Origin of the sequence: Acetobacter sp. DmW_136 (assembly GCF_008690365.1) — a bacterium.
Lineage (GTDB): Bacteria > Pseudomonadota > Alphaproteobacteria > Acetobacterales > Acetobacteraceae > Acetobacter > Acetobacter oryzifermentans.
Genome location: NZ_VHON01000001.1, coordinates 25,337 through 41,928, shown reverse-complemented (window position 1 = coordinate 41,928; position 16,592 = coordinate 25,337). Strand labels below are relative to the sequence as shown.

17 protein-coding genes and 1 pseudogene are annotated in these 16,592 nt (G+C 51.9%); 7 read left to right on the top strand and 11 right to left on the bottom strand.

The genetic code is table 11. The features are described 5' to 3' along the window. The first annotated feature begins 38 nt into the window (after window positions 1-38). From FKW31_RS00230 to FKW31_RS00215, 4 genes are all read left to right on the top strand, one after another. Window positions 39-1,781 (top strand): Hint domain-containing protein, encoded by a 1,743-nt coding sequence (locus FKW31_RS00230; protein ID WP_238332693.1) that lies wholly within the window; start codon window positions 39-41, stop codon window positions 1,779-1,781. Window positions 1,782-1,897: 116 nt separating this feature from the next. Continuing rightward, window positions 1,898-2,206, top strand: a complete 309-nt coding sequence (locus tag FKW31_RS00225) for a hypothetical protein (protein WP_087636533.1) — start codon at window positions 1,898-1,900, stop codon at window positions 2,204-2,206. Then, window positions 2,203-5,409 (top strand): MobF family relaxase, encoded by a 3,207-nt coding sequence (mobF, locus tag FKW31_RS00220; protein ID WP_238332692.1) that lies wholly within the window; start codon window positions 2,203-2,205, stop codon window positions 5,407-5,409. The genes FKW31_RS00225 and mobF overlap by 4 nt, the downstream gene beginning before the upstream one ends. A 249-nt stretch (window positions 5,410-5,658) precedes the next feature. Next, window positions 5,659-5,949, top strand: a complete 291-nt coding sequence (locus FKW31_RS00215) for a hypothetical protein (protein WP_087636532.1) — start codon at window positions 5,659-5,661, stop codon at window positions 5,947-5,949. A gap of 9 nt (window positions 5,950-5,958) precedes the next feature. Here FKW31_RS00215 and FKW31_RS00210 read toward each other — a convergent pair whose 3' ends face one another. From FKW31_RS00210 to FKW31_RS00160, 11 genes are all read right to left on the bottom strand, one after another. Next, on the bottom strand, window positions 5,959-6,552 hold the full coding sequence (locus FKW31_RS00210; RefSeq protein ID WP_157894001.1) for a DUF1173 family protein: 594 nt from the start codon (window positions 6,550-6,552) through the stop codon (window positions 5,959-5,961). A gap of 102 nt (window positions 6,553-6,654) precedes the next feature. After that, the gene (locus FKW31_RS00205) at window positions 6,655-7,251 is read right to left on the bottom strand and encodes a DUF1173 family protein (protein ID WP_087636530.1); all 597 of its coding nucleotides are present in this window, start codon (window positions 7,249-7,251) and stop codon (window positions 6,655-6,657) included. After that, on the bottom strand, window positions 7,248-9,599 hold the full coding sequence (locus FKW31_RS00200; RefSeq protein WP_238332691.1) for a type IV secretory system conjugative DNA transfer family protein: 2,352 nt from the start codon (window positions 9,597-9,599) through the stop codon (window positions 7,248-7,250). Before FKW31_RS00200 ends, FKW31_RS00205 begins: the two co-directional genes overlap by 4 nt. 3 nt (window positions 9,600-9,602) lie before the next feature. Further along, window positions 9,603-10,235: a hypothetical protein gene (locus FKW31_RS00195; protein ID WP_012813300.1), complete on the bottom strand. Its 633-nt coding sequence runs from the start codon at window positions 10,233-10,235 to the stop codon at window positions 9,603-9,605. 12 nt (window positions 10,236-10,247) lie between these two features. Next, on the bottom strand, window positions 10,248-11,396 hold the full coding sequence (locus FKW31_RS00190) for a hypothetical protein (RefSeq protein ID WP_064776518.1): 1,149 nt from the start codon (window positions 11,394-11,396) through the stop codon (window positions 10,248-10,250). Next, window positions 11,393-11,908 carry a lytic transglycosylase domain-containing protein gene (locus FKW31_RS00185; RefSeq protein ID WP_150177068.1) on the bottom strand — a complete coding sequence of 172 codons (516 nt, stop codon included), beginning with the start codon at window positions 11,906-11,908 and terminating at the stop codon, window positions 11,393-11,395. The genes FKW31_RS00190 and FKW31_RS00185 overlap by 4 nt, the downstream gene beginning before the upstream one ends. Further along, on the bottom strand, window positions 11,908-12,342 hold the full coding sequence (locus FKW31_RS00180; protein WP_087636529.1) for a hypothetical protein: 435 nt from the start codon (window positions 12,340-12,342) through the stop codon (window positions 11,908-11,910). Before FKW31_RS00180 ends, FKW31_RS00185 begins: the two co-directional genes overlap by 1 nt. Further along, on the bottom strand, window positions 12,339-12,587 hold the full coding sequence (gene icmT, locus FKW31_RS00175) for an IcmT/TraK family protein (protein ID WP_087636528.1): 249 nt from the start codon (window positions 12,585-12,587) through the stop codon (window positions 12,339-12,341). The genes FKW31_RS00180 and icmT overlap by 4 nt, the downstream gene beginning before the upstream one ends. Further along, a complete protein-coding gene (locus FKW31_RS00170) occupies window positions 12,587-13,753 on the bottom strand; it encodes a type IV pilus twitching motility protein PilT (RefSeq protein ID WP_042788877.1) in 1,167 nt (388 codons plus the stop codon). Before FKW31_RS00170 ends, icmT begins: the two co-directional genes overlap by 1 nt. Next, a complete protein-coding gene (locus FKW31_RS00165) occupies window positions 13,750-14,784 on the bottom strand; it encodes a type IV secretory system conjugative DNA transfer family protein (protein WP_019089369.1) in 1,035 nt (344 codons plus the stop codon). The genes FKW31_RS00170 and FKW31_RS00165 overlap by 4 nt, the downstream gene beginning before the upstream one ends. After that, window positions 14,777-15,235 (bottom strand): DotD/TraH family lipoprotein, encoded by a 459-nt coding sequence (locus FKW31_RS00160; RefSeq protein ID WP_150177066.1) that lies wholly within the window; start codon window positions 15,233-15,235, stop codon window positions 14,777-14,779. Before FKW31_RS00160 ends, FKW31_RS00165 begins: the two co-directional genes overlap by 8 nt. A gap of 137 nt (window positions 15,236-15,372) precedes the next feature. Between FKW31_RS00160 and FKW31_RS00155 the strand changes: the two are divergent. From FKW31_RS00155 to FKW31_RS00145, 3 genes and pseudogenes are all read left to right on the top strand, one after another. Next, window positions 15,373-15,591 (top strand): annotated as a pseudogene (locus FKW31_RS00155) (transposase); the annotation flags it as partial. A 339-nt stretch (window positions 15,592-15,930) separates the two neighbouring features. Further along, a complete protein-coding gene (locus FKW31_RS00150) occupies window positions 15,931-16,200 on the top strand; it encodes a type II toxin-antitoxin system RelB/DinJ family antitoxin (protein ID WP_012813307.1) in 270 nt (89 codons plus the stop codon). Continuing rightward, complete coding sequence (locus FKW31_RS00145) at window positions 16,172-16,477, top strand: type II toxin-antitoxin system RelE/ParE family toxin (RefSeq protein ID WP_019089371.1); 306 nt, start codon at window positions 16,172-16,174, stop codon at window positions 16,475-16,477. Before FKW31_RS00150 ends, FKW31_RS00145 begins: the two co-directional genes overlap by 29 nt. Window positions 16,478-16,592: the final 115 nt, after the last annotated feature.

The following is a 16,592-nucleotide window of genomic DNA, read 5'->3' as shown; positions in this document are numbered from 1 at the left end:
TTTAACACAAATATTTACAGAAATCAGGAATAATGGAAATGTCATATACATGGGTAGGTGGTGCTTCAAAGAACTGGGGTGACGCAGCGAATTGGGAGGTAGATGGTTCATCTGCTTCGTCCCCGCCAAATTCCGGTGATACTGTTGATATTAACTCAGATACCAACCCCGTCATTTCGCTTACAGCAGGAAGTAAAGGATGGGTTCAGAGTGGTACGTTGAATGTCACAGGATCAGGCACAGTTACTTTTGATGGAGGCGCAAGTAGCACCGATAGTTTTGGCTCCGTAAATATTGCCAGTGGAGCCACGATAAAACTTGAAAATGGTGCCGATCTCCAGACTAATACCGGGAAAGAAGTGTCTGGTGGCACTGTCATTATTTCCGGTGGTTCTACGCTGGAATGCGGTATAAGCGGGACAACAATACAGTTTGGTCCAGCCGATGCGAGTGGCTCCACGAAAAATCAATTAACCATTCTTGATAATGGTAGCAGTGTCTCCAAGATCGAAAATCTTTCTCCTGGTGATATTATTAATTTCCCAAATGCAAGTTGGAACAATGGTATTCAATTTAAGGATACAGGTGAGAAAGATAGTGGTGGAAACACTATTTATGAAATACTTGATGGGTATGGAGATACCTCTCCGCTTATCTCTTATGTAACTTTAGCAACTGGCATTACGACATCTGATTTCCAATGGGATAATAGTACTTCTTCCATTGTTTGTTTCTTGCCAGGTAGCATGATTCGCACATCCCAGAGGGATGTCGCTATTGAGGATATGCAGATCGGAGATCATGTGACTGTTTTCGATTGGCAAAGAAATGAAGAAGTTTCTCGGCCAGTCGTCTGGGTCGGTAAAGGGCATGCAACAGTACGTCCCGAACTTCCCGATGATGAAGCTGGATATCCTGTTCGCATTTTAAAAGATGCTATTGCTGACGGTGTTCCCTATAAGGATATGCTGATCACCGCCGAGCATTGCCTCTTTTTCAAGAATAGATTTGTTCCGGTCCGTATGCTGGTCAATGGAATGTCTATTTATTACGACAAATCTATTCTTTCTTACGACTACTATCATCTGGAAACAGAGCAGCATTCTGTCATTACTGCTGACGGTATGTTGACAGAAAGTTATTTGGATACCGGTAATCGTTCATCCTTCCGACAGGAAGGGAAAATTGCAACTCTCCGTGGTATTGTAAAAAATTGGAAAGATCACGCTGCGGCACCTCTGGACGTAAATCGTTCGTTTGTGGAGCCTCTATTCCACGCTCTTGAATGGCGTGAAAACAACGTTGTGGGCTGCCTGGTCGCTCCACAAACTTCTGAAATGACCAATGATCCCGATTTGCGTCTTATTACAAAAACAGGCGCGGTAATACGTCCAATGCGTAAGACAGAACATCATTACAGCTTCATGTTGCCACCAAATACAGATGCTGTAAGGGTTATCTCTCATACAAGCCGTCCCTGTGACGTAATTGGTCCGTTTGTGGATGATCGTCGAAATATGGGCGTGGCAATCGGAGAAATACAGCTTCAGTGTGCCAAACAGCAGATCAACATTACAAGTCACCTCCAGTCAAATAAGCCAGCAGGCTGGCATGATACAGATTGGAAAGATTGTGCCTGGACAAACGGTGATGCAGATCTTCCTCTTGAGGATTTTCTCTCGCATGGAAAAATGGGCATTCTATCCATAACTGTACGTGCCGCAGGTCCTTATCTGATCAACACCCAGACAAATTCTGACATGAAGGAAGTGTCAGCTTAATCATTATTATTAAGCAGGATATGATTGGGGCTTTCTCTTATGTGGGAAAGTCCCTTTTTCGTCGCATGATCATTGATGATCCTGTTCATCCGTTTTGAGGAACAGGACATACTGGAATGACAGGCTCTGACGAACCCACCCATGCCGCGTGGCGTGCTCATGTGGATGAGCAGTTTGATGCAATCCATGAATCACTTCGCGCACTTCATCAACGCCAGACACTTATTCTCGAACTACTGACCCCAGAAGAGCGGGAAGGCCCAACTCTGGATGACCTGCTCGCACGCATTGTCACCTTGATTGCCGATCAAAGGCCCGTTCTGCGTCGCATTGACCACACTACAGGCACGGCTCTGGATCTTCTTGAAGGACGTTCACCTCGCACATCCCCGGATACAAATGCGGATGAGGGTGCCGAAGAATGATGACATTCCGGAAAATCTCTGCGGGCTGTAGAGGTCAGGTTATTTCGAATTATTACCTACAAGACATTCCTGACCCTGATATTGATTTTCGTCTGGATCCGACCAAAGCACCAGATAGCGATGGCGCACGTCTGACAAATTACTATACAGGCCGCGACGGGCGTGCGTCATGGCGTCCGGATATGTCGTGGCGGGCGGCTGAGGCACTAGGCATTGATCGCTTCAAGCCACCAACCCGAGAGCAGCTTTCCCAGCTCTATGAAGCTAGACGGGCCGATAATGGGGAGGAATGGTCAGCACACCAGCGTAAAATCAGCGCATATGATCTGACATTGGCCCCTCATAAGTCTGTGACTCTGGCGGCAGAGTTTGCGGAAACAGACGCAGAGCGTGCCGCTATCTGGCATGCCATGCAGGTCGCGAACGACGAGACTATGCGGTATGTCGCCCGTGAACTGGGACTGGCCAGACGGGGCCGGGGAGGGAAGGACGGCGCCGAAGAAGGACATGTTGCGTGGGTAACTTACCGTCATACGACAGCACGACCAACAGTCGAGGCGTTAGACCCCGAGAGCAATCAGACCTACCTGATTGATATGCCGACCGGTGGTGATCCTCATGCTCATTTTCACAACACGATGTTCAATATGGTTGTCACAGATGACGGTCATGTTGGATCCTTGGATACAAAACAGCTCCGATCTCGTGTCCACGAGTTTGGTGCTTACTTCCAGGCTATTCTTGCCCAGGAATTGCGTAAAATTGGTATTGCCCAGACGTATGACGCCAATGAACAGGCAACCGTCATCTCAGCGGTGCCACAGGAAATTTCCGATTTTTTCAGCAAAGGTCGCCGCAACGTCCTGAAAGCCGCTCAGTCCTATGCCTCTGAACAGGGGCTGGAATGGGATAAACTGTCCATCGAGCGGAAGCAGAAAATGCTTTCCATGGCAGGATTAGCTGCCCGATTGGGTAAGGATCTGGACGCTGACGACCACGATATTTGGAAGCGTCAGGCGAAGGAGCTTGGTTGGGTTGAGCAAAGCCTGATGGGTCCAGAGATTGATCCGGGCTTAGATCGACAGCAACGACTTGATCAGGCATGGCGTTTTGTTGCCAGACATCTGGAAAAGGAATTTGAGACGGCTGCGGTCATAGATAATCAGAAACTCCGAACCTATGCCGCGCGAGGGCTCATAGCGACAGGTATTGAGGGTGGAATTTCTGATATAGATGACGTCGTTGACTTGACGGAAAAGCGCGGGATCGAAGTGCGTGGCCAGAAAGTGCAGCTTGTTATCAAGATGAAGGGCGACCGCGAACGGGTCACACATACCGAGCAGATCAGACTGGAGGAAGATCTGGCCATTCATATTGCTCGTGCCGCGGCTGACAGAAGTGGGGCTCTCGGAAAGAAAGCCATTGAGGCTGCCATTGCGCGCTCAGGGCTGGACTTTACCACGGAGCATGGCCAGACACAGCGTCAGGCCATTCATACTTTGGGACAGAGCGGCAGGATAGCCATGCTGACAGGTGTAGCAGGAGCTGGGAAGACTACCCTTCTGAAGCCACTGGTGGACGCGTGGCGCAATGATACACAGGCTAACACAGCAGGAAGGCGCATAATTGGTGTGGCCAATGCATGGCGTCAGGCTGACACCATGAAAGACGCAGGTATTGAGGAAACATATGCCCTTTCTCCTTTTCTGGCCCGTATTGACCGTGGCGATCTCAAGTTGGATGAGCATACCGTCATAGCCCTTGATGAAGTCGGGCAGGTGGCACCGCGTCAGATGTTGCGGCTTCTGGAGCTGCAACGTGATACGGGACTGACCTTACGTATGATGGGTGACAGAGAACAGGCACAGGCTATCGAGGCTGGTGATGCTCTGGAGATCATCAAGCGGGTTCTGGAGCCAGAAGATCAGGCCGAGTTGCTTTCAACCGTACGTCAGAAAACAAAGCGCAATCGTGAAATTGCAGCGCTCTTTCGTGGTGAAGAGCCTAGTGATGAGCAGCTTAAAGCGCTTGAGACCAAGGGCAAAGCCGTCGCCGCCGAGACTGATGCGGATCGTGACGATGACATCAGAAACCGTTTTCATACTGAGGAGGTCAGGCAGGCCATCGAGATGAAGCGCCAGGACGGCAGCATCAGTTTGGTCACCGGAGACCATCAGAATGTTCTGGAGACCATCGCTCAACATTATGTTTCTCGTAGAGATGCCCTGAAGGCTGAAGGTCCTAAGGCTGATGGATCATTCAAGACGATCACTATGTCAGCGCTGACGAACAAGGATGCTGCTGATCTCAGTCTTGCGGTACGTCTGGTACTGCAAAAGCGCGGTGAGATCGGTGCAGACCAAAAGATCATCAAAGCCATAGATCAGCGTGGCGAAGAATATGACATGGCTCTTGCTGTTGGAGATAAAGTGCGTCTGTATCGTCGGGTCTGGGGTGTTGTTGGAGATAAATGCACTTGGGTTGGGAATAACGGAGATATCTGTGAGGTTCTCAGCGCATCTGACAAGGGGCTGAAATTGAGGCTTTCTGATGGGCAGGAAGCACAAGTGGAATGGCGCCGTTTATCAGATCCGCGCTCTCATCGCGTTCTGTTGGGATTTGGTCATGCCATGACAATTGATGCGGCACAGGGGCTTACCTCTGATGAGCATATCAACGCCATGCCACGCGGTGTCGATCTGGCGACAGGGTTCACGTCCTATGTTGCGGAAAGTCGTGCCCGAGGAACAACCTGGACGATGATATCTGATGGTGCGACCTTTGAGGCAGTCAGGAACGGTCGGGCTCTGGGAGATCAGGAACCTATCACGAGTGACCAGTTGTGGAATTATGTTGCCAAGAAGATGGCACATAAGCCCTACAAGGCTCTGGGTATGGATCTGCCTTTTCGGAAGAAAAAAGATCGAGACAAGAGAGTCCGTGAACTCATTGAGATCGGCCGGAAAATAGAGAAGGCCCGTATTGAGGGCCGGGATATTGGGCGTGAGAACCAGATGGCACTAAGAGGCCGCCAGATTAACGCTGCACATCCCGACTTGATTAGTCGGCTTGATAGTGAATTGAAGAAAATACTGGAACAAGCTTCCGAAGTGATGAGCCGTCAGGAAAAAGATATTCGTCATCAATACGCAAAGATCGTGACCATGAAACCTTCCGGCCAATCATCTCCCTCTGTGTCCTGAAACTTGCAACAGGATTTGCTGATGTCATAAGACTTAGAACGTGTAATTCAGGTTCCTATGAATGTGAGCCATAGTCCGAAATTCAGACTTGCTTTCACGGACGTAGAGAATGTGTTTGCATGACAAAGAGGTGAACTGTTGGACGCTCTGCATCAGATCAGGAATTTGCAACAATGATGTACAACTGTCCTTGCCGATCACGATGGGGCAGGTATTCCTAAATAATTTTGACTCATGAAAGGTTTGAGGATGTTGAAAAAAAATATTCCCGTTGCCTTGGCTCTAGCAACCTTGGTTTGTGCGACGATACCAAATGCAATGGCTGATCAGCCAACAACGGAAGCACCAAAAGTTCCAACGAAAAATGAACCGGTCAGCACGCCGATGTCTGACTTGTTGAAAGACGGCCGGGTAGAGGCTGCGATGATGGACATAACTGGGGGAATTTATATCATTGAAACTAATAAAGGTCGTTTCCGATGTGAAGTCGAAAACATGAAGGGAAAACCCGCTACGTCTCAATGCTACGCCATCAGCTGATCGTTTGCTTCATTGATTCAAAGCAAGATCTGGTAATGATGGTATGGGGTCTCCGTCTGCGGCATTCCATGACCACCAGTTGTCAGAACCAAATACTCGCGCGTAGTAGATTTCTTTCTCAGCTTTACGTGCGAGATATTTTTCATCCGTTCGCCCGAATACTTCCATTGGACAGCCCTCCCTTTCTCTGACATCTGTCAAAATGAAGTCTGGCCGGACAAGGTCTCTTGTCGCATCGAAGCGGAGAGGCTTAATGAAGCTCCGTTTCTGATTGACGAGTAGATCTGCGATCTTTGCCTCGAAACGGCTTTCGACAGGAATGAGTTGGTCAGTTGTTGTCATCAGAGCCGCATCAACAACCTGAACGGTACTGAAATTAGTGTATTTTCCCTTTTTTATCGGGTCTATGGTGACGAGGAACAAGCCAAAGACGGACAGCCCTTCCTCATTACGAGAAAATTCTGCCAGTTCCCGTGGATATGATCTTTCCACTCGCTCCCACCTCGACTGTGAAATCGTCATGAACATACGGTAACCGTCACGAATTCCAGCTAATTCGATATTCTGTCCTTTGCCATAAGGATTGGCCTGAGCGCTGCTCAAACGCCCAATCACATACAGTCTTAATTTTTCTGAATGATTTCTAATTGTCCTGTGAGTAGAGTGCAAAATATTCCGATCATCTGATACGACTGGACACAGTACCTAATCCAGCCTGATGCCATGTTGGATCTTGATGTTTCGAGATGTTGCGTAGGCTCGTCTGAGGGCTTTGGAATCAGTTCGGTGTCCATTAAACTGCGGTCGCCAATAGTGCAGGCCGGCACGCTCCCACACGAGGTGCAGCAAACCAAGAGTGGTCATGCGTCTCTGCGTTTTGCCGCCAGATCTTGTTCCTACAGGCGTGGAAGACGGAGCTTGCGAATTCACAGGACTGTTGCGTTTCAAAGAACTGATCAGTTTAACACTGACTTCATGCTCTGTGTCCTCTTTGACTACGCCTTCCACATAAGCAGCCTGCCCGCTTTTTTCGGGGTTTGGTTTATAAAATGGACAGGTTGGCTGGTGATACGGCCCCGTATTTTGCATGCATGCAAAATGATACGTTTCACCACGTTGTTTTATCTGTAGCTCCAGATAACGTCCCTGATGGACGCACAGGCAATGTGCCTTTTCTCCGGGACCTGCTTTGCTATTGTCAGCATGCTTTGCCTTGAGTCGGCGCTGATATCGCTCTGGGTCTGTCTGTTTCCATTCCAGAGACAGTTTCTCTCTACCAGGGAGAACAACAATATCATTCATGCAACGAGCCTTTTTGAAAGTGTGTGTATCTGACGGGCTAGTTCTGTATGGTCAATAGTTTGCGGAATATCGTCCTCAAATCGCTTTTGGGCATCCTTCACGAGATCGTAAACACCCAGCAGAAGCAGCGCCTGCTTACGCGCGATGCCAGGGCGTGGATCAATCGCGCGTTCTATCGCGTCCAGTGTCCCAAGAAGCACACCATCCAGGGGCGGGCGGGGAGAAGGAATTTTTTCATAGCCGGGTTTTGGATTCATGGCCGCGTCACGCAGCATCAGCGAGAAGGGGGTTCTTTCCTCTTCCGGTCGTCGAGAAGGGAAGTTGACCAACGTATTGTCATTCCCTGGAATAGCTTCGACGGAGAGACCGACAGTCGCCTGCGCAATGATCGGAAATCTCCTTCCAATAGCTGCGGGTGTGTTGCCTGCCGATTTGACCTCTGCAACCAGACGCTCAAAGGCAGGTTCCGTTACTGGCGCATGGAGCTCCGAACGATAACTGCCGTTTTCGATGGTTTCCAGCACAGCTCGGGTTTCATCGTCCGGTGCACTGCCATCCAGCACCAGCGGAGCGGACAACATAACAGGTTGCGCTGTACGGATGACGCCTGTTCGTCCGTTGACGGCCGCGAAGAATGTCTTGGAATGGACGACCTTGCCACCAAACATGGTGATCGCCTCGCCTTCAAGAAGGGATTGTAGATCTGCCCATGGAATTCGTGCGACTTCGCGGATTTCTGCACCGCGACCTTCGCGATAACTGCCTGCCGAATTGCCCTCATAGTGAGTGGCTTGTGTGACTTCCACACGGTCTGCCTGCTTTTCGATCCACTCGCGCGTCCTCATGGCGTCCTGCAGACGCATGGCATGGGTCAGATTGGCATTTCCCAAAAGCGTAAATGCCTTATCTCCAATCCGGCTGGTCAGGCCCGGCAGATCCTGAAATCCCAACCAGAACATGCAGTTCAGGCCGCGTCCCATAGCGAGCATCCGGTCCATGCCATCTGTGGCGTAGGCACTCAGTTCGTCGAAGAAAAACTGGTAAGGCGCATCCCCTGATCCGGCCTTGAGTTTGAAGATCTCGGAAGCAGGACCATTGAGGCGGGCACCAAGGAGTTGAGCCATAACAGCCCGCACTGATGCTACGATGATCTTCCCCAGTCCTGCCAGCGTGTCAGAAGAGTTCTCCAGTGACGGCAGGATCACGACCAGAACACGACGGTTGAGCACCACATCACGCATGTCGATATCGCCGTTTTCACATTTGAAAATATGCCCAAGCGAAACAGCGAACTGGGTGAAGATTTTGGAGAAATACATGGTCGCAAAGCCATGTTGCTCAGAAGGACGGCTTTCTTTCTGCTGATTCCATTCCAGCCCGATATCGTAGCCGGGAAGCTCACCCAGATAGGCCTGAAAAGGATAGAGTACATCATCAGGAATGTCTGGAACCGGGATCTTGATGGGCTGTGGCTGACCGGGGCTGCGGACAAGGAAGATCTTGTGTCGGGCCAAGGTTGCCAGCCAACGCAATTCCGTTGCGAAACGGATGGTTTCAATGTTGATGGAGATACCATGCCGATCGCGCATCCAGACCAATGCAGGCGTCAGTGTTCCGATCAGATTGACGGCACGGTCGCGGAAGACGCCGTTGGCATCGTTGGAAACAGGTTCACCCAACTGACTGACCAGCATTTCGCGGATGGCGTCAGCATTGCCTGTCGCAAACGGATTAAACGTATTTGATTCCCGGATGGAGCTGGCGGTCAGAAGATTGAGGGTCAGGAGTTGATCATCCAGCCCGAAGCGTCTGAGGAGTGCTGCGACATCACCATAGACCGTATTGTCGCCTTTCCCATCTATCAGCAGAAACCCAGACCCATGAGAGAGGGGATTGGCCATCAGGGAGAGCGCCGAGGTTGTTTTGCCGGCCCCTGTTGTTCCAGGCATGGCGGCATGCTGGCGGCCGGCATCAGAGGAGAACCAGAGTTGCTGGCCTGTATGCGCATCAGTGCCCAGATAGATGATCCCGCCCGCTTTCTTGGGTTTGCGTGTGCTGGGATCGAGATCATGTGCATCAGGAAGTTCTGAATATCGCGGCAGATGAAAAGGAAGCAACGGCTTGCGGGTAACAACCCAACACGTCAGGAGAAGAGCTAGAGGAAGGGTGAGACCGACCAGGGCGGGGATAAACCAACTCAGCCCGGCCACAATCAGGAGCACAAAGCCTGACGAGGATGTCCGCATTTCCGCTGTAAAACGCTCGAACAGCGGGCGGGTATCACGGTAGGTCGCACCCCGCTTGATTTGTTGATGGCCAAGTGGACCACCAATCTGACGTTTCACCATCGATCAGGGCTCCAGACCGAACGGAGAGTTGCTTTTGGAACTGGTGTCAGATGAGCCGGGTTGGGGCAGACCCACGACTGGCGCGCCTTTTATGGTCGGTGCAACGCCAGCTGTTGGGGCACCCCCTTGATTCAGCCCGGCTCCAGTTGGGCCTGTTCCATCAGGTCTTTGTTGGGGAAGCCCTATACGGTCTGATGCTATTGCCCGTTGCGTATCTCTGACGGTTTCGTTAACGCTTCGCGGTCCTTCTTGACCGTCTGGACCGTACCCGCCTGAGGGAGATGAGGCCCCGATCGGCCCACCGGAGAGCGGCGGTAGCATGGGTTGCTGGGGTATCGTATTTCCGGGATCCTGCATCATGGGCGTAGGTATCTGTGCTGGTCGGGAACCGATGATCACAATGGCAGCAATGACCCCGAGCGCGACACCTGGCGCATAGTTTCTGAGGCAGTTTTTCCATCCAGATGGTGACGCAGCAGTTGGGGACGTGGACGGTAAGGCATGGGCTGGCGGAGAAAGAGGATGGGGCTGAGGGTGTGTCAGATAATCCTTTTTGCTGACAGTCATGGTGTTGGAGTGTCCAACGGTGATGACGATAGGGGGCTGACCTTCGGTTTCAATGGTGATCGTGGTCATCTTGGTTGTCCTTCAGCTCTGATCTGAATTTTTCTGGAGTGTTGCGACAGCAACCGAAACGGTTGGCGTGTAGATCGGGCGACGTGCCTTGCGTTCGGCTTCCCAGTGGGCACGTGCACCGGCTGCTTCAACACGGGGATTGGGGTGGACGTCTTCCTCAGGCCGCTCGTGAGGGAAACCCAGTGAATGCAGAGCGTACCAGAGAGATCGATCTATCAGCTTGACGATTGCAAAGGCTGGTGGCGCCAGAACGCCTGCCTTGCGCCGTGCTTCGGTCAGAAGGGTCATAAGCGCAGTCGTGGTCCATCCATTGCGAGCGCAAATCGTATCGATTTTCGCACTTACACCGGGAACACTCAGCTTTTCGTCGGCAATGGAGATAATTTCGCTGGGAACAGAAAGGGCTGATTTGGGACCCTCTGGTCCATCCAGTCCGGCCTTGCGCAGACTTTCGGATAGCCGACCAAGCAGATCCATCGCCTCAGCCCGATCCTGGCTATGATGAGCGATGAAGGCAGCGAACAGAACGCGTTCAACGGGCGTGGCCGCGTCAAGTCCGGTCCAGTGCATGCCAAGTTGCGCCGTAAACGCCGAAATGGCGCCTGCCTCGCTGAAATGACCGTTCCGATCTGTAGCGAACCGAGCCCGCCATTCATGGGCGTGGAGCGCAGGATCCGCAGGGCGGGGCATTCCTTGGGCTGGAGCCACCAATTTGCTCAGGCGCCGCTCGGCGAAACCACGCAGTGTCGGAAACATACGGGCCTGGACTTCAATCAGTCCCTCAAGGTCAAGGGCTTTAGCGAAGCGACCAGGCGCTGCTCTGAAGATGCATGTGATCCCCAGCGCAGCAATGATGATGGCAACAGGCCAGCGCAATGCGCTGCCCAGTATCATCAAACCGTACCAGAGTTGAATGGCCCGCACATGCTCTGGCGACCACGAGGCTGTTACGAGCTGCTGGCGTAACTGAACGATCGGCTGTGAATGCAGGTGCAGGAAGTCAATCTGCCAGACGAGTGCTCGGATATACAGCAGGGAGATCTCGGCGTGCCAGTTGGACCACACCATGTAGGAAAGTCCGGCTCCGCCAACAATAATGGCAATGATGGAGAACAGGGCATAGTCATCGCTGGATGACCAGGGAGTGCTACTGCTGCTCATGACGCACGTCCTTTGCGGGCACGTACCATCATATCCGTTGCGATGTGGTAGAAACGTCTGAGATACGCTTCTCCGTAACGTGGAGTATGTGAGTGGTAATAGGCGACAGCCTGCCAGAGATCTCCATGCGTCTCGGACAGAGCCTGTCCCAGGATCCAGCTTCCAGCCTCGATATTGGCGCAAACATTGTCTCGTAATGCCGTGTAGGTACGGAGCGGCGTGCTGTGCCAATGCGCTGCGACCTTGCGAACCCAGGTCGAATTGACCTGCATGGGCCCCAGATCCACCGTGCCATTGGAATTGGTGCTCACTATCCCTGGACGCCCGTCTTCGACATAAAGCAGAACGAGGAGAACGCCAGCAGGCACGCGCGCATTGGATGCTGCAGCCGTGAGACAGGCCTGTACACGTTGTCCCTGCACAAAGGCATCGTCCTGTGCTGTCTGGGCGTGCGAGATGCGCGTAAGTCCGAGTGCCAGAAATGTGGCAGTAAGAAGCGAGAGGCTTTTCATCAGCTTGCCTCCTGAAGTGGTACGGGAACAGTCTGTAGACGGGATCGGGCGTTGCCCCAGAGCTCGACTAGATCGTTCAGACGCAGCGTCTCTTCGTTCAGGGCAAGTGTTTCGAAAAGGTCTATGACGCACAGCATCAGTACAGACCATGATCCGGCCCGTATGCCGTGGAGACAGTAGCCCAGTGTGGCCTCAGCATTTTCGCGCACATCCAGCGCAAAACCGGTGCCTGTCAGGTCAAACCAGAGCGCTTCGGCTGCCACGACAATGACAGGAAGATAACCATCGGCACGGGCGATTTCCTCGTGACTGACCGAGGCCTCTTGTCCGGTAGCACGATCGACCACAATGGCTGGACGTTCAATTTCTGACAGAAGAGTAAGGACACCATGTGCGACATCATCAACCCGCACGATGGAAGCAGATATGTTCATGAGTATCTCCGTCGCTTCCATGTCGGGACTGCCGTGCGTCTCCTGCCAATGAGCCAGCGGCGCGCCGTCCGCAGGGCAGCAGGCAAGGTGAGCCCAAAAAACGAAATGGTGCCAAAAAAGACTGTGCCCAGCACTCCGATGATCAATGTTGTCCAACTCCAGTGAACAACTGCCAGCAAAATGGGCAGACAGCTTCTGGCGTCCAGAATAAGAAACTTTACGGGTAAGCCTGTTCCGCGCCACATCAGTCATCTCTCCTTTTTGCCATGAGTGCGGTTTCTTCGGTGATCAGGCCCTGTTCGAGGCGGGCATCGATGGCACGCGCATAGCTTTGGCCATCCGTTTTCAAGACATCATTGATGAACTCGGGCCAGCATTGTGGATCGGTGCGCATCAGCCTGAAGCGCAGGTCGCGGTCAAAGGTCAGGAATTCGCGGATCGCCACACGACCTCCTCCTTTGCGTGGGAGAAGACGCTGGTTCAGACAGAAGCGCATTGATTGGGCCAGAGCGGAGACAAGATTGTCACGTTCTTCACGGGCACAGAGTGAGACAGCCCGTTGCATCATGAGACCCACATTGTCTGCATGGATTGTTGTGCCCAAAATGCTTCCGGTGATCGCGCAGTTGATCGCGGCATCCATGGTCTCGTGATCGCGGCACTCACCGACAATCAGTTCTGTCATCTCCCGACGGGTCGTTCCGCGCACGAATTTCGCAAACGTCATGTGGGGCGGCCGGATCTCGGTCTGGGTGATTTTTGATCCCGTGGGAGACCGGATATAGTCCATCAGGAATTCGACTGGAGATTCTCCGGTTGCAATGTTGCAGTTTGCATCAGGCCGCATGACTTTTTCTTCGGCCAAAGCAAAGGTGAGAGATGACTTTCCTTGCCCGGTTGCGCCACCGATGAGTTTCATGCCCGACGGAATGTCGTTGCTGGCCAAAACTTCAGGTTCGACATTCTGAGAAGCCAGACTGGGCGGTCGGGAAGGAATAGGGCGCATGACGATGTTCACACCCTGTCCACGCATGACTTCGCACGGGGTGAAGTTCACTCGAAAACGCAGGGTTTCTCGCCGGTTGAGTGAAACGGAATATGCGCTATCCAGATCATGGTAGATGGCGAGCATGGACATCCCGTCCTGCGCATACATATGGCTGACAATGTCGGCAATTGCGAAGTCATCTGTCGCGCCACGTGTCGCACAGCGAACTTTCCCATGCACCAGAATGGTGACGGGATGGCCTGTCTTGAAATCGATACGGGAGGCGCCCAGCCGGTAGGCCCATTTCAGAAGGTCATCCAGTCCTGGCGCATATTTGCGGCGTTCAACCACCCATGTGTAGCCGGAACGCCCTTCGTTTTCCCAGGTTTCGCGTTCTTCAGGGGGAGTAATGATGACGTTCATCGGCAGCGCTCCGGGTAAAGAGGGGCAGAGAAGCCATATCCACGATCACGACGTAGCCCGCGAAGACCAGGTTGGCTGGTGATGCGCACAACACGATCCCCAACATGCAGGGTGTCGCCACCACCGACCGATGCCTTTTGTTCAAACACCACATGGGGTTCTTCAACTCTGCCGCTGGCCAGAAGAACCCGATAGCGGGCCATACCTACGATATCGCGCTGAAGGCGGGACAGGTCGGAGAGAAAAATCTCCGTGGCCTGCTTTTCTCCGGCAGCCCAGCCTTCCGCAACCCAGTCGTTCCAGTATCCCACTTCCTTTCTGTTCATGGGAAGAGCGGCTGCGGCAGGATGTTGTGGCTTGCGCCATGATCTGACCAGATAGGTTCGCCAGTTGGGCGGAGCTGATGTCAGCTGTGCTTCTCGGGTAATTTCAAAAACACATTGAGTTTCATGCGCGACCTGACCTGTGCCGTTGAGGGCGAATGCCATCTGGGCCTCGGTGACGATTGGGGGCTGCATAAGCGTCTGACCGCCCCCGATGGGCAGGACAAGGGAGCGAAAATCAAATGTCGCATCCAGTGTATCTTCATAGCGGCGCAGCATTTCATTGATGGCGAAACTTCGTGCTGCAAGCCCACCCTGAGCGCCATAGATGTGAGCCGCTTCCTGCAACGCCTCCTTGCGTCCGGGTTTTAAGCCGTCAGATCCTTCATCATTGGGGCGCGTGTTTTGCAGGGCTTCAAGAGACAGTGGCCGATCACCTCCAACAATCTTGTCGAGTTCCTGAGCGCCAGTAATCGGCTTGTTGGTCGGATTAGCCAATGCCGGCTCAGCCTGTTCAATGTCGTCGGCCGCTGGTTCTGGGGGCTGAGGCATTGGAACAAGAGTGCCATTGGGAGCTGGAGGTGGTGCGCTTGTCTTGAAAGGAATAAGGCGCCCGTCGATATGCGGTGCCTCCTCAGCCAGACCGGGCCGAACGAAGGTTGCCAGCATCGTGCAGGCCATAAGTGTGTAGTGGACAGTCTTACGCATGATAGACCACCGCAATCTGATGATGGAGGGGATCGACCTGAACTGTGGCCGCATCACCGGCCTGATCACCGAATGATCGGAGAATATCGAGTACCGCAGCTACACTGTTTGTTTGGACGGGAATATCATGGCTTTTGCCAAATATGGTTACAGTATAACCGATTTCCTTACCGAGCTTACGGACACCAGCATTCAGTGGTCCTTTCCAGACAAACCATATCCGACGATTGATATCATCAGGAGTGCTGGACTGGTCTGCGACGGGGACAGATGGTGAGGCATGAATCGTACCCAGTTCACGCAGATCCGCAGTGGTACTCGAATTGGCGCGTTGCAGCGCCAATTCCGGATTGGGCATGCCGGTCGTTTCAATAAGGCCGGATTTTATGTGCCCTGAACAGGCTGTAAGCCCGATAGTGAGGGTTGCGAATAGAAAGGAGGTCTTTTTCATGGTCAACTCCGTTTATGAAAACAGAGTGAGCCTTCATGATGCGACCAGTTTAAAAAAAATGGGTTCCAGAGGATTTAATCCCGCAAAAAAAGGCGTTAGAGCCTGTTAGCACTTAAAATTCTTTCTATCTTTTATAGATGGAAGGAGGAGACGGAACAGTCACTTTTACAGACAAGACATGGTCGTTCTGTGAACCTCTAATTGAGGCTGTTCGGCCGAGGGGTAAGACACTGCCACGGGATCTGCGGCGCACGATAGCAGCGATTTTCTGGCATCATGAGAACGGTGCGAAATAGCGGACTATCCCTGCTGAACTGGGTCCGTGGTGGCGGGCGGCACAACTTTTTATCCGCTGGCTCCAGATATGCTCGATATCCTTCCCGCCGTTCCTTAGTGGGTGGGGGCGGACAAGGCACATTTAAGGGGAGAGAGCGTTGTCTTCTCTCCCATTTTCTATGAGCCTGAAATAAGAGCTTTACAAATGGTAGATTTTAGCTATATTTTGAACGATGAAACAGATAAGGAGACCAGATTTCTCATCCCTCTAACGCCTGCCACATAAGGCTGTGAACAGCCTGCAAGACATCCATTTAAAGATGGACCCCAGATCAAAAGCAAATCCTAATGTGATTAGCTAAAAACAATCATATAATCGAATTGTTTTCTGTAGTGGATACAGGAGGCAAGGAAACATCATGACATCTTCAAATGCAATCTCTCAGGTCAACCTGAAAGTTAATACCCAACTAAAGGAAAACGCTTATGCGACATTAAAAGAACTGGGAACAACACCAAGCGATTTCTTCAGAGATATTCTCGAATACGTTGTGAGGGAAAAAAAATTGCCGATAAAACGGCTGACGGTATCCGACGAGGATGCCGAGTTTTACGCGCTTGTCCGTGAACGATTGAAGAATCCGGGCAAGATTCATAGGAATGTTGATCTTGAGTCTCTACTCCGTTGATATGTTGGATGCGGCCAAAAAAGAACTGGCCGCACTTCCTAAGACAGAAAACAATCAGATTATTAAACGTCTCATTAAGCTACAACATAACCCTCATATCCCGGCTTTAGCCCTGAGCGGCAATTTAGCTGGATGCTATGAAATCAAGCTGAGGACCGCTGGAATACGCGCCGTTTACAGTGTTGATGATGGAAAGATGACTTTGTTGGTCATAGCCATTGGTAAACGAGAGCGGAAACAGGTTTATAAGACAGCATCAGATCGATTTAACGAATGACATAACAGAAAAGCCGGTAGGAAATCCTACCGGCTTTTCTGCGAAAAAAAACATGAGTTCACACGTCTATTTAGTACATAATACCGGAGACGCATTTACCGGATACAGCTGAATA

Excerpts from the sequence above, each read along its gene's own strand:
- FKW31_RS00215 (WP_087636532.1), top strand. The coding sequence starts at position 5,659 with ATGTTGAAAAAAAATATTCCCGTTGCCTTGGCTCTAGCAACCTTGGTT.
- FKW31_RS00205 (WP_087636530.1), bottom strand. The coding sequence starts at position 7,251 with ATGAATGATATTGTTGTTCTCCCTGGTAGAGAGAAACTGTCTCTGGAA.
- FKW31_RS00170 (WP_042788877.1), bottom strand. The coding sequence starts at position 13,753 with ATGAACGTCATCATTACTCCCCCTGAAGAACGCGAAACCTGGGAAAAC.
- FKW31_RS00150 (WP_012813307.1), top strand. The coding sequence starts at position 15,931 with ATGACATCTTCAAATGCAATCTCTCAGGTCAACCTGAAAGTTAATACC.
- mobF (WP_238332692.1), top strand. The coding sequence starts at position 2,203 with ATGATGACATTCCGGAAAATCTCTGCGGGCTGTAGAGGTCAGGTTATT.
- FKW31_RS00180 (WP_087636529.1), bottom strand. The coding sequence starts at position 12,342 with ATGAACATATCTGCTTCCATCGTGCGGGTTGATGATGTCGCACATGGT.
- FKW31_RS00165 (WP_019089369.1), bottom strand. The coding sequence starts at position 14,784 with ATGCGTAAGACTGTCCACTACACACTTATGGCCTGCACGATGCTGGCA.
- FKW31_RS00190 (WP_064776518.1), bottom strand. The coding sequence starts at position 11,396 with ATGAGCAGCAGTAGCACTCCCTGGTCATCCAGCGATGACTATGCCCTG.
- FKW31_RS00200 (WP_238332691.1), bottom strand. The coding sequence starts at position 9,599 with ATGGTGAAACGTCAGATTGGTGGTCCACTTGGCCATCAACAAATCAAG.
- FKW31_RS00195 (WP_012813300.1), bottom strand. The coding sequence starts at position 10,235 with ATGACCACGATCACCATTGAAACCGAAGGTCAGCCCCCTATCGTCATC.
- FKW31_RS00160 (WP_150177066.1), bottom strand. The coding sequence starts at position 15,235 with ATGAAAAAGACCTCCTTTCTATTCGCAACCCTCACTATCGGGCTTACA.
- FKW31_RS00185 (WP_150177068.1), bottom strand. The coding sequence starts at position 11,908 with ATGAAAAGCCTCTCGCTTCTTACTGCCACATTTCTGGCACTCGGACTT.
- FKW31_RS00225 (WP_087636533.1), top strand. The coding sequence starts at position 1,898 with ATGACAGGCTCTGACGAACCCACCCATGCCGCGTGGCGTGCTCATGTG.
- FKW31_RS00230 (WP_238332693.1), top strand. The coding sequence starts at position 39 with ATGTCATATACATGGGTAGGTGGTGCTTCAAAGAACTGGGGTGACGCA.
- FKW31_RS00145 (WP_019089371.1), top strand. The coding sequence starts at position 16,172 with ATGTTGATCTTGAGTCTCTACTCCGTTGATATGTTGGATGCGGCCAAA.
- icmT (WP_087636528.1), bottom strand. The coding sequence starts at position 12,587 with ATGTGGCGCGGAACAGGCTTACCCGTAAAGTTTCTTATTCTGGACGCC.